Source organism: Pseudomonas sp. GX19020 (assembly GCF_023371075.1).
Taxonomy (GTDB): domain Bacteria; phylum Pseudomonadota; class Alphaproteobacteria; order Rhodobacterales; family Rhodobacteraceae; genus Pseudogemmobacter.
In genome coordinates this window covers 182,281-195,167 of sequence record NZ_JAMCCR010000006.1, presented here as the reverse complement: position 1 = coordinate 195,167, position 12,887 = coordinate 182,281, and the positions used below count along the sequence as shown (strand labels likewise).

The window sequence follows — 12,887 nt, the reverse complement described above, 5'->3', positions numbered from 1 at the left end:
GCGGCCCGAACCCAGTTGTGGACGGTCACACGGACTGAGGCGGGATATGCAACCGAACCAGGTGCCGCGCGCCGTCCAACAGCACGCGTGTGTCGTTGTCCTTCGAATGGATGAAACCTTCGGGAGCAATATGGCCCTGCGCAACCCGGATATCGATGGCGGTGCCGGCCACCTGCACCGTTGCGGAGAAGCCCGGCCAATGCCCAGGCAGGCACGGTGCGATCCGCACATGGTCGCCCTCGCGCCGGATGCCGAGAATGCCCTCGACCGCAGCGCGATACATCCAGGCCGCAGACCCGGTGTACCATGTCCAGCCGCCCCGTCCTTCATGCGGGCCGACTGAATAGACATCCGCCGCCACGACATAGGGTTCGACCTTGTATCGTCCGACGTCTTCCGCGGTCAGCGCATGATTGATCGGATTCAGCATCGCGAACAGGCGCACCGCGCCGTCACCGTCGCCAAGCTTCGCCCTTGCCAGTACCGCCCACATCGCGGCATGGCTGTATTGACCGCCATTTTCACGCAGACCGGGGGGATACCCCGCAATATATCCGGGATCGGGGCCGACGCCGGCGGCCGCATTGTCAAAGGGCGGCGTGAACAGCAGCGCGATACCCGGATCGGGGCGGATCAGATGCCGTTCGACCGAGGCCATGGCCGTGGCGGCGCGGGCCGGATCGGCCTGACCTGACAAGACTGCCCAGCTTTGCGCGATGGAGTCGATCCGGCACGCGGTTCCAGCGGCCGAGCCTAGCCAGGCCCCATCGTCGAAGGTGGCGCGGCGATACCATTCCCCGTCCCAGGTTTCCCGCTCCAGCGCCGCGCGGAGGTCGGCCGCATGCGCCTGCCAGCGCACGGCGCGCACCGGATCACGGACCTCGGCCAGGGGAGTGACGCGGCTGAGCGTATCGAGAAGCAGCCAGCCGAGCCAGACGCTCTCGCCGCGCCCCGCCTCACCAACCCGGTTCATGCCGTCATTCCAGTCGCCGGTGCCGATCAGCGGCAGGCCGAGCGCACCTGTCAGCGCGATGGTGCGGTCGAGGCCAAGCGCGCAATGCTGCCAAAGTGTTGCATCGGTTCCCGATGGCTCGGGTTGGAAGAAGGCGTCATGCTGGTCCGATGCCAGTAAAGCTCCCTCAATGAAGGGAACCCGCTCGTCCAGCACCGCGCTGTCGCCTGTCACCGCAATATATTCCGCGGCGGCGTAGGCCAGCCAGACGCAATCATCCGATATTCGCGTGCGCACGCCTTGCCCCGAATGCGGCAACCACCAGTGCTGCACATCGCCCTCGGGGAATTGTCGTCCGGCCGCGCGCAACAAATGGCTGCGGACACGGTCGGGCTGAGACAGGGTCAGTGCCATGCCATCCTGCAACTGATCTCGGAACCCATAGGCCCCACTGGCCTGATAGAAGCCGGTGCGCGCCTGAATGCGGCACGCCAGCGTCTGATACTGCAGCCAGCCATTGACCATGACATCCATCGCACGGTCAGGCGTTTCGATCTGCACGGTTCCGAGCACGGCCTCCCAATGCGCTTCGACCTCGGCCAGCGCGGCATCAAGATCAGTCTTGCGGAGGCGGCAGATCAGGGTTCGTGCGTCTTCGACAGAGACCGTCTGGCCGAGGAAGTGGTCAATGACGATCTGAGCACCCGCCGCCAGTTCTACCTTGCGTTCCAGAGCCATGCAGGGATCGAGGCCTGATCCGGCACGGCCTGCCAATGGTTGTCCGTGGCTGACCGCCAGTGGCATGGTGGGTGCGCCGCCCCGGCCCAGAAACCCGGTGCGGTCGGCGGTGAACCCGCTTTGCGCGCCTGCCAGATCGGCGAACATCACACGGTCAGGGAAGGCCGTGTTCCAAGGATTGCGGGCAAAGAGCGCGCCGGTCTCACCGTCGCGTTCGGTGGTCAGGAACGGCGCCGAGCCCGCGCGTGACGGGCCCATCACCGGCTCGGCATAGCTGATCACGGTCAGACGCCGGGGCTGCCCGGACAGGTTGCGCAGGGTCAGGCGCGAAATTTTTACCGGATCCGCCAGCGGCACGAATTGCAGCAGGTCAAGGCCGATGTTCCCCGCCTGATGCTGAAACCGGCTGTAGCCAAAGCCATGACGCGCGATGTGACGCCCCGCCTGACGCAAAGGAGCGAAGGTGGGCGAGAATACCTCGCCCGTGGCGTCGTCGCGGATGTAGAACGCCTCTCCCGTCGGATCGGCCACTGCATCGTTCGACCACGGCGTCAGGCGGTTCTCGCGGCTGTTCCCGGCCCAGGTGCTGGTGCTGCCGGTGGCAGAGACGTGAAAGCCAAGGCTGTCATTGGCGATGACATTGATCCAGGGCGCCGGTGTCGGGATGCTGCCGTCAAGGATCGTGACATATTCCCGGCCCTGCCGCGCAAAGCCGCCGATGCCGTTGAAGAACTCCAGTTCTTCGACCGCTGGTGGGCTGGCCGTGGCAGGGAGTTGCCGCGCCCGTGTCGCCGGGGGCGCCTCTTCGCCAATATCATCTGCAAGGATTGCAGCGATCTGTTCGGCCAGGGTGCCGCGCCGCGCCACCAGATGCACCCGCGCCACCGAGATCAGCAGCGACCGCGCCTCGGGCGAGATCAGATCGGCGCGCAGGGCATGTGTTTGCCCACCTCCACCGCCATCCGGCGCCCGCGAGCCCCTCAGCGCCGCCTCGATCCCCGTTTGCAGGCCCTGAACATAGGAGGCGGGATGCTCGTTGAGGATTACCAGATCCACCGCCAGGCCTTTGCCACGCCAATATTCCTGCGCCAGCAGCATCTCATGCACCCGCGCGATATCGGCGGCATCGTCGATGCGCAGCAGCACGATGGGCAGATCGCCCGAGACGCCCATCGGCCAAAGTGCAGATTGCTTGCCTGCGCCCGTGGCAACAAGATCGGCACGCGCCCGGAAACGCATATCCGAACAGAGGATCGGCGCGGTGAGGCGCTGGAAGCCGGCTGCCTGCACCGGTGTGATCGCGAGATGGCGCAGTTGAACCTGTGCCTGGGTCCAGGCGAGTGTTCTTGCCCTATCAAAGGCATTGCGGTCATGGTGTCGGTCGATCAGGTCGGTGAGCGCATCGCGGGTCGGCGCGACCACTGTCCAGAACGCGAGTTTCACCGTGCCGCCTGCCGGGATCCTGACCCGCTGACGCAGCGCAAAGACCGGGTCCAGCACAGTGCCGATCCCTCCCTCCAACCGGCTCCCCGGGATCAGAGCCTGCGCCGAGGACAGGTCATTGTCGCGCCCGACAAAAGTAGCGCGGTCGGTCTCGAATTCCATCGCCGCGGAAAGCTCACCCTCCACCACCAGAAAATGGGCCGCCCAGACCGGGGTTTCATCAGGGGAACGCGGCCTGCGGGTCGCGATGACGGCGCCGAACTCCGGCAGGTATTCGGTCTGCACGAACATCCGGGCAAAGGCGGGATGCGCAGCATCCGCAGCCGGTGTGGTCAGGGCCAGTTCAGCATAGGATGTCAGTTCTACCTCTTGCGGACGGCGGGACGTGGAAGTGATCGCAACCCGGCGCACTTCGGCATCATCCTCGCCTGAAACGAGCACATCCATCGCTATGGACAGAGTGCCTTTCCTGCCTAAGAAGCCGACGCGGTCCTCAAAGAACTGCACCTCGCGCTGGTCGTCGTCTGCCGCGCCCTCGACGGAATGCAGCTGGCCGCTCTGTAGATCGCGTAGCCAGATCCGCGTGCCGCCGGTGTCACGCGTGGCATCCGCCTGCCATCGCGTCATGGCGATGCCGCCCCAACGGCTATAGCCGCCGCCCGTTGCTGTCAGCATCACCGCATAACTGCCGTTCGACAGGATATGGGCGACCGGCGGCCCCTGTGGGGTGCCTTCGATCAGCGCCATCCGCTGCATATCCAGCGCGCTCGGGCTGTCGGGCACCGCCACGGCTTCAAGGCGCGGCGTCACGGCAGGGATGTCGCGCGGGATGCGTTCCTGCAAGACAAGCTCGGTCGCGCGGATCATCGGCTCGGCATGGAAATGCGCCCGCATGCGCCCAGACTGCAGGACATTTGCGATGGCGACGATGGACATGCCCTGATGATGCGCCATATAGCTGCGAACCACGGCAACGGTTTCGCCTTCGGGCAGCCGCGAGGCCGTGAAATCCAACGCCTCATAAAACCCGTAGCGACCACGGCCTCCAGCCGCCGCCAGCGCGGCATAGTTGCGGTGAGCCTCGGCCGGGGCGAACATCGTCGCAAGCCCGGTGGCATAGGGCGCCACCACCAGATCGGTGGCAAGGCCGCGCTTCAGCCCCATTCCCGGGATACCGAAGGTGGAGTACTGGTAATTCATATCCAGATCGCGGGCGTTGAAGCCGGATTCCGATATGCCCCAGGGGACTCCATGCCGGCGGCCGTAGGCGCGCTGCCCGGCCACAACCTGCCGGTTGGTCTGATCGAGCAGGCTGCCCGATGGCTCCTCCATCACCAATGCCGGCATCAGATATTCGAACATCGAGCCGGACCAGGATACCAGCACCGACCCGCCGCGCGCGGGCGTGGCGGATCGGCCCAGCCGGAACCAGTGGCGCACCGGCACATCGCCCTTTGCGATGGCGAACAGGCTGGCCAGCCGCGCCTCGGAGGCCAGAAGGTCATAGCAGCTCTCGTCGAGGGCATTGTCGTTGCGGGACCAGCCGATCGACAGAAGCTTGCGGTCTGGATCGAAGAGAAAGGCGAAATCCATCGCCAGAGCCATGGCCCGCGCCTGCGCCGCCAATGCGTGCAGCCGCGGCGGCAGCGCGGCGGGATCATAGGGATGAGCGTTGCGCGCGCACTGGTCGCACAGGGCCTGCAACCATTCGCGAAGATCATCGGCAAATGGTTCGTTCGCCAATGCCCCCTTGGCCTTTACGGCCAGGCGAAGGATGGCGGGCCAGGCGACGCTTTCGCCGGGCATGAGTATTGCAGCCTCCAACCCGTCCAGGAGGCCGCTGACGGGCACTCCGCCGCCATTTTGTGACTGCCGGGCAAGTTGGAGTGTATCGACAAGGCCCGCGCGTTGGGTGTTGCTGTCCGGCCAGCCTTCATCGCTTGCCCAGCTTTCGCAAGCGTTTGCCAGAGCGATCAGATGCCCCGCCAGATTCCCGCTGTCGACCGATGAGACATAGGCCGGGTTGAGCACCTGCCCATCTGCCGTCCCATACCAGTTGTAGAAGTGCCCTTTATGCTTCGGCAGTTTTTGCATCGTGGCAAGGGTCGCCTCCAACCTTTCTGTCGCCTCGACGGTTCCGATCCAGCCGAAATCGCGGGCGGCCACGCAGGACAGCAGATAGAGGCCCATATTCGTGGGCGAGGTGCGGGCCGCAGTCAGCGGCACGGGAACTTCCTGGTGGTTGTCGGGTGGCAGATGGCTGTGATCCGCCGTCACGAAGGTCTCGAAATAGCGCCAGGTCGCACGGGCGATCACGCGCAGGTCACGCGCGGCATCGGGGGACAGGGTGTTCTGTTGCGGGCAGGCAGATGGACGGCTGATCCGGAATGCGATGAACGGCGCACAAAGCCACAACGCCGCAAACGGCAGCGCCAACGGGGCCGCAGCAGGCGCCAGTGTCACGGCGCCGGTCACCAGAATTACGCCCAACCCCATCCCGCCGGCCATGAAGAGTGAAAGGCTCCAAAGCCCGGGCCGCGCCCGGCCAGATGCCTGGGCTGCAGTTGTCCACTCCAGAAGATAGCGGCGAGAGACACCGGTCCGCCACAGACTGCGCAGAATGGCATCCATCATGCGCCAGGCTGTATCGGCGAGGAAAGTCGCAGCCAGCCCGACCCGCAAGCCAGCTAGCCCCAGATCGCCCGCCGACTGGCGCAGATGACTGGAGGGGTCCAAGCCCGACCGGCGCGAGATCACCCAAAGGATCGTCGGCCAGACCACCGGCAACGCCAGCGCGGCCAACAGCAGCAGCGTGGCGTTCAGCGCAGCCTCCTCTGGCAACAGCCACCCCAGTGTCAGCGCCGCGAGCATGGACGGTGCGATCAGCGAGCGGCGCAGCGTATCGGCCATCTTGACCCGTCCCAGAGCCGGCACTCCGGGCGCGAAGAGCCAGCGCAAAAGCTGCCAGTCGCCCCGCGTCCAGCGGTGTTGGCGGCGCGCGGCAACGTCAACACGGCCGGGAAAGGCCTCGATCAGTTCGACATCCGAGGCCAGACCCGCGCGGGAGTAAATGCCCTCCAGCAGGTCATGGCTCAGCAGGGTGTTGTCGGGCACTCGCTCCCGCATCGCCGCCTCGAAGGCGTCGATGTCATAGATACCCTTGCCGGTAAAAGACCCCTCGCCGAACAGATCCTGCCACAGGTCCGAGGCCGCCGAGGCATAGGGATCCATCCCGCCCGGCCCTGCGGTCGCCCTTTGATAGAGCGTGGCGGGCATGCCTGGCTCCAGCGATGGGGTGACACGAGGTTGCAGGATACCGTAGCCGCTGGTCACCCGGCCCAGTGCGGGATCAAAGATCGGACGGTTCAGCGGATGGGCGATCTTGCCGATCAGACGCGCCGCCGTGTCGCGCGGCATCCGCGTGTCGGCATCCAGGGTGATGACGTAGCGCACATCGGCAGGAACGACGGGCACGCGCCCATCGGCTTCTCGGAACCCCGTATTCGTTGCCCCCCGTAACAAGAGGTTCAATTCGTGCAGCTTGCCGCGCTTGCGCTCCCACCCCATCCAGACGCCCTCGGACGCATTGAACTGCCTGGGGCGGTGCAGGTGCAGGAAACGCGGGCCCGCCGGACCAGGCGGATGGCGACGGTTCAGGGCTGCGATGCCCTCTGTCGCCTGTTCCAGCAGTGCCGCATCGTCCGGCATGACCTCATGCGGGGCGTCAACGTTGTCCGTCAGCAGAATGAACGTCAGATCGCCGCCTGCACCAGAAAGATGATGAACCTCTAACGCCTCTATTTGCGCACGCAGATCATCGTCGCCAGACACCAATACCGGGACCGCGACAACCGTGCGAAACTCGGACGGCACACCTGCCCGCAGATCTAAGCCCGGCAACAGGGTCGCCCCGACACCGGCGCCCACGATGCGGTCCACCAGCATCATCGCAACTCCGCTGGCCGGCAGCACCATGGCCAGAAGCCAGAGAGCCCCGACAATTCCACCTGAGATCCACATGGCGCACAGCGATAGCAAGACCAGCGTCAGAACCGCGATAGCGCCGAGATAGCCACGCAGGCCCGCTGCGATCCCCCATCTGCGAAACCTCAGATGGATAGGGGGGCGAAAGCCGATCTCCTGTTCAAAGGCCGGTCTTCCTGCCGCGATCAACGACCAACCAGGATCCGCCCGCATGGTCCCTGCGGGCGCTGCCGATGCCCGTCGGCATGCCAAAGCGACGACTTCTCCCTCGCTCAGTGCAACACCGCGCGCGAGATCCTCGACCCCACTGCGGTAAAGATTGCGACTGGGAAAATCCATTGCCGCATAGCCGGGATAGTCGCGCAAATCAGCCTCGACCAGGCTGACGCTTTCAAAGAGATCAGACCAGTCGGTCGCGGAAATTCTGCGCATCGCGGTGATGACATTGCGCAGAGTGACGTTCGAGGCGCCCTGTCGTTCCTGTGCGTGGCGGACGACAGTGTCGATATTCGTTCCCTGCGTCGCCAGAGTCTCCTCAAGCCAGCCGAGCGCCGGATTGGTGCGCGGATCGCGGTCGCGCATGCGTTTGGCCAGTTGGGCGGCGAACACCTCGGACAGCGGGCGTCCGGCGAGGCGTGCCACTTCGGGCAACAAGGCGGTATGTGCCTGACCCGGGGCACAGATGCGATCAGCAAGGCTGTCGGCCTCCAGCCGTTCGGACCGCCCCTGAGTCATCTGATCCGCCAGGCGGCGCAGGTTCTCGATCAGAACGATGCGCAGGGTGATGGCAACGGCCCAGAGCTCGCCGATCGTCAGCGGCTGCACCGTTTGATATGCGACGAGGTAACGGCGCAGGATGTCCGGATCGAAATGGCTGTCGGTATGGGCCACGAATGCCCAGGTCACGCCGAAGACGCGTGGGTATCCTGCGAATGGACCATCCGCCAGTTTTGGCAGAAGACGATAATACCCTTCGGGAAGATCGGTGCGAACTTCCCGGATCTGGGCCTCGACGAGGTGGTAATTGTCCAGAAGCCAGGTCGCGGCGGGCACCACTTCGCGCCCGGCTGCAACTTCACTGGCGCTGGCGCGCCACGCCGTAAGCAACACCTTTGCATTGTCGTCCAGCCGGCGGCGCAATGTCCGGACCCTTTTTGTCCGTTCAGCCACCGGCTGCGCAGAAGCCAGCGAGATCGCGTGCTGCTCAAGCCGCTCGGCGCTGAAAAGCTCTGCGCGAACAGGTGCCGTATCCGCCCAGGGGTGACCCGGCACGATATCCCGGGTCGTCATCCCGGCAGAAATACGTTCGACCGCTGCTCCGAGGCGGCCGCTCAACCCTTTTTCTTCTTCGGCGCTGCAGCGGGTGCCAGTGCGCCTTTTTCGAACAGAGGTGCCGCTACTGGGGCAGCCTTGACCTGTTTGGGCTTCTTCGCCTCACGATTTCCGCGTTTGTTTCCCTTGGCCATATAGTTATCCTTTGATTTACGCACCGCAAAGCGCGGGCATGATTATTCAGCCCGCGCGTGATGCGAAGGGGCTGAGAAGGTTTCGAACCAGCGATCACATTCACTCACTCAGGGAGTGCCGGCAATTTTTGGATAGCAAGGCAACGGCGTCGGGCGGAGCTTTCTCGACGCCAGATCAACCTGTGACGTGAGAATGATGGAAGAGGACCTCAATAGCAACCCCTTTGGATGAGCGTTACTGCGGCTGAAGCGAAGGGCTCTCATAAGTTGTCATTATATCATGTGGTTAGAGTGGCTTCGGGTTGGGTTTGATAATTAATTTATTGTAATGCCTTGATTTTCTGAAACGACTGCTTACTTTGATAAAAGCAGAGCTTGCCCGGGTGAACGACCGGGTGACTGCTCGATTTATCTCATTCGTGAGAAATCTCCGTGGAATTCTCTTATCTCACATCGGCTTTTGCCGGTGTGGTTTTGCAGTTCAGTTCTGCAAAAACGGCATGGAGCGGGGGTTGATTTGACTGCCAAAAAAAGGAAGCAAGAGGTTCTTCGCGCGTCTCCCAGAGAGAACCTCATGGACCGAACCACAGTCGCTGCGCGAGACATCGTCGAAGCGGAATCCCGAAAACGCCATGAATTGACTCAGTCACTTCGCGCTGCCCGTCTGGCAAAGGAGGAAGAGCTATCTGCGGACCCTCCACCGAAGCGAAAGCCCCGTCGCTGACAGGCTGCCATCGATGGCTTCGGCATCGTCAGGAACAAGTAAACACTTAAAATAAGGGGGGATTTGATGCGAAAATCGAACAGACACTGCGCGCCAGTACTCGCGAGGTCCGCTGGCAACACCAATGAAAATACAGACTCAAGAACATGTTCAGCGCGTGAAGAAAAATCCATCGAGGTCGATTCCTCTGGTGGCGGGGCGATGCTGCCTTATGTCCGGCTGCACAAGCTGATCCAGGAATAGAAAACCGCCTCGCAATGGCGGTTGAGATTCCCGTGTGAATTGGTGGGACAAGGCGATGCTAATTTACAGCTCGTCCGCACCCATCAAGAAAGAGTAGCCGGGAAGGTAAAGCGGCGGAGCCAGCTCCGCCGCTTTGCTTTGCAAATCAGGAGAAAGTGATATGGGATATTCGACGCCTAAAACGCCGTTCAACCTGGCCGAATTTCTGAGCCAGAAATCAGCGCCGCGATCCTATCGGAAACCCGTCTGGGGAAGAAAACCGGCGTCCAAGCCGGCGGCGGAAGAGGATGCAAACGCTGATACAGACCCGGAAAAACGGGTGAAGGAAGAACCGGGCGACTGAAGTGATCCACAAAACCGCCCGGCTTTCGCAACAGGTCTGAGTTATTTATTGGGGCGCCCAGATACCCCTCGTAATTTCATGCTCCTTGCCCTATATGGGATGAGCATATGTTTTTTCGGACCTGCTCCTTTCGGCTCAGCATTCGATCTTCAGCTTTGCCGGGCTGCTCCGTTGTGTGGGCAGCATCTTGAAAAGGAATATCACGATGGCCAATGGCACCGTGAAATGGTTCAACGCCACCAAGGGCTTCGGCTTTATTGCCCCCGAAGGTGGAGCCAAGGACGTCTTCGTCCGTGTCACCGCGCTGGAACGCGCAGGGCTGCGTGGTCTTGAAGACGGTCAGGCTGTCTCGTTCGACATCGAGCGCGACCGCAATGGCCGCGAATCGGCTACGAATCTTACGCTCGCCTGAGTCCAGGCAGCTTTGCTGCGGGTGGGATCGGCGCTGTCCGGACCCGCCCGTACTCCTGAACCCGGATGCACATGGTGAATGTGCCGGTTCTCTTCTCCCTGAAAGAGTTGACTTGATAGAAATCCACTGGGGGGAACCCCTGTCCTTTGTCATGTCGCCGGAAGGCGACGTGCAGAAATTCAGTACCATCGAACAGGCAAGATACTGGCTGTCCAGAAAATGGCCGGTGTCAGATGATGCTCGCGAACGTGCGCTGCATCATCTTGATGCTGCCATGGACTGCCTGGGCTCGGTCGGAACCGCGCGCCGTGCCTTCATCGCCGCCGCTCGCAGCGCTGGCTACGTCCCCGAGGATCTGATCGCCCTTTCTCGCCGTCAGGCCGCTTGAGTTAGGGTCTGCGCGCGCGGCGACCGGGTTTCTTGCTGCAGGACCAGCCCCGGTTGTCTTCGGACCGAGACAGGGTGTCGGCCTTGTCGCTGGTCAAGACTACAGGCAGGATCTTGCGCGAACCTCGGCAAAGGACACCAGTCTGCCCTCTGTCTCATCCCAGAGATTGAGCCGCACCGTCGCCAGGCTTTCGCCAATGGTCAGGCGTTGCGCCTCTGCCAGTTCGCGGTGATCGCGGAGGACTTCGGGCAACCGATAGAACGGAATCCGGGAATAGAGGTGATGCACATGGTGGATGCCGATGTTCCCGGACAGCCATTGCAGCGGCTGTGGCAGCACATAATGTGAACTGCCCTCGAGCGCCGCATGATGGAGTTGCCACTGCTCTCCGCGAGACCAATGGGTCTCTTCGAACTGGTGCTGGACGTAGAACAGCCAGACCCCGATCGTCGCCGCCACGACTGAGGTGGGAAGGAAGATCAGCAGCACCGGCATGAGGCCGCCGAACCAGATGATCAGCCCAAGCGCAATGCCGATCATCGCATTGGTGCCCATGGCCGAGGTCCAGTAGCGCCAGCCGGCGTTCATAAGGCCCAGGGGCAGCCGGTTCTGCAGGATGAACAGATAGCTTGGTCCCAGCAGGAACAGAACGACCGGGTGGCGATACAGCCGATACATCAGGCGACCGACGGCCGAGCGTGCCCGGTACTCATCGATGGTCAGTGTCAGCACATCCCCGATACCGCGCTGATCGAGGTCTCCATGAAGTGCGTGATGGATCGAATGGGTGCGCTTCCAGACGGCATAGGGCGTCAGGGTCAGAACACCGAGGGTACGACCGATCCAGTCCTGCGCCTTTCTGTTGGTCAGAAACGACCCATGTCCGCAGTCGTGCTGGATGACAAAGATCCTGACAAGGAATGCCCCGTTCAGAAGCGCCACGGCCAGCGCCAGCCATGCGCTCACGGAAAGCGCCGCCCAGGCCAGCACCCAGAGGGCGACGAACGGCACCAGCGTCGCCGCCAGTTCGAAAAGGCTGCGCGCCGTCATCGGTTCTCGATACCGCGCCAGGGTGCTGAGCCAGGCGCGCGCGTTGCGGGGAGGCGCGTTTCCGAGCCGACCGGTTTGATCTGTCATCTTTGCCTGTACATTTTCTCTCCGACACAATGAGGGAGAGATTTCCGGCCCTGGCAAAAAGCCATTACATCAGCGGTTTGTTCAGGCTCCTAGCCGTTAGCGGGCATGGGTTAGGGTTTCAACCGACAATTCACACAGTGATTTGGTCTGAGCGCCCGCTTCGTCCGTATCGCGACCTCGTGGTCGCGTGTTTGTTGCGGCGCAAGACCAACGGCAGCTTCCAGGAATGCGGCAATTCAGCATATGTCGAGGTCGACCGGCGGCTATGGGCCAACCTCGCCAAGCTCCGGCCGCCCCCTGCGCCCAGCGATCGCTGCGGGGCAGTATGTTTCTCCGCGCCTTAGCTGACGTGTTGATCCAGGACATCCGTTCCATGAGCCGGAACGTCAGCACTTTCTTCAGCCCGGTATCGTCGAAAAAGTTCGGGGCGCTCAATGCCCTTCCGCAGCTCATCCAGTATTTCCTTGGAGATCGTCCACCATGCTTATTTTCGATGAAGCATGGACCGTATCAGCCATACACAAAGACCGAACACTCTCACTGAATACGTTGAGCCGCGCCCTAACAGAAGTCAGATACTCTCGAACATGCGTCCCAGGACGATGACAACAATCAGCAGGCCCACAGACAAGAGGGCGCAACAGAAACCAAAGCGGTTCAGCCTCTCTTCCGCCGATGCGGCCCCGCCGAGCTTCCTGAGCTTTTTGCTACGGAGAATGGCCAGGGCGGCAGCGGCCATTCCCATAAAGCTGACTGCCGAAGCGAGGAGAGTTGCCAGTAGTGCCATAGCTTCTCCTCTATATTTCAGGTCAACCGGCACGGTGAGCAAAATGCGGCGTCCGGTCAAGGCCATGCGCAGATTACCCCCTTCACGACCAGCTTAGCCCCATCGGATAGGCTATCTTGAAGCTCAATGACCGCATCGCTGCGATCCAGGCCGGCTGTTTACTGCGGAGCAAGATGGAAGGCAGCTTCTGAGGTTACATCAAGCAGCATAGACAGAGGCCCGCTGGCAGCAAAGTGCCATATGCGGCTATCGACCGCGCCTGCACCAACG

7 protein-coding genes are annotated in these 12,887 nt (G+C 62.5%); 3 read left to right on the top strand and 4 right to left on the bottom strand.

Annotated elements, in window-relative coordinates; translation table 11 throughout:
- Positions 1-25 precede the first annotated feature (25 nt).
- Together M3484_RS12455 and M3484_RS23655 are read right to left on the bottom strand one after the other, a co-directional pair.
- Positions 26-8,452, bottom strand: coding sequence for a glycoside hydrolase family 94 protein (locus M3484_RS12455; RefSeq protein WP_249497102.1), 8,427 nt, complete (start codon positions 8,450-8,452; stop codon positions 26-28).
- The gene (locus M3484_RS23655) at positions 8,449-8,583 is read right to left on the bottom strand and encodes a hypothetical protein (protein WP_101754912.1); all 135 of its coding nucleotides are present in this window, start codon (positions 8,581-8,583) and stop codon (positions 8,449-8,451) included. The genes M3484_RS12455 and M3484_RS23655 overlap by 4 nt, the downstream gene beginning before the upstream one ends.
- Positions 8,584-9,710: 1,127 nt before the next feature.
- Between M3484_RS23655 and M3484_RS12450 the strand changes: the two genes are divergently transcribed.
- From M3484_RS12450 to M3484_RS23650, 3 genes are all read left to right on the top strand, one after another.
- Positions 9,711-9,893: a hypothetical protein gene (locus M3484_RS12450; protein WP_249497101.1), complete on the top strand. Its 183-nt coding sequence runs from the start codon at positions 9,711-9,713 to the stop codon at positions 9,891-9,893.
- A gap of 205 nt (positions 9,894-10,098) precedes the next feature.
- Complete coding sequence (locus M3484_RS12445; protein ID WP_249497139.1) at positions 10,099-10,305, top strand: cold-shock protein; 207 nt, start codon at positions 10,099-10,101, stop codon at positions 10,303-10,305.
- On the top strand, positions 10,268-10,693 hold the full coding sequence (locus M3484_RS23650) for a DUF982 domain-containing protein (RefSeq protein WP_283258414.1): 426 nt from the start codon (positions 10,268-10,270) through the stop codon (positions 10,691-10,693). Before M3484_RS12445 ends, M3484_RS23650 begins: the two co-directional genes overlap by 38 nt.
- Before the next feature lie 99 nt (positions 10,694-10,792).
- On the opposite strand, the gene M3484_RS12435 is transcribed toward M3484_RS23650, so the two are convergent.
- Complete coding sequence (locus M3484_RS12435) at positions 10,793-11,830, bottom strand: fatty acid desaturase (RefSeq protein ID WP_249497099.1); 1,038 nt, start codon at positions 11,828-11,830, stop codon at positions 10,793-10,795.
- 571 nt (positions 11,831-12,401) lie between these two features.
- The gene (locus tag M3484_RS12430; protein ID WP_249497098.1) at positions 12,402-12,617 is read right to left on the bottom strand and encodes a hypothetical protein; all 216 of its coding nucleotides are present in this window, start codon (positions 12,615-12,617) and stop codon (positions 12,402-12,404) included.
- Between the last annotated feature and the right edge of the window lie 270 nt (positions 12,618-12,887).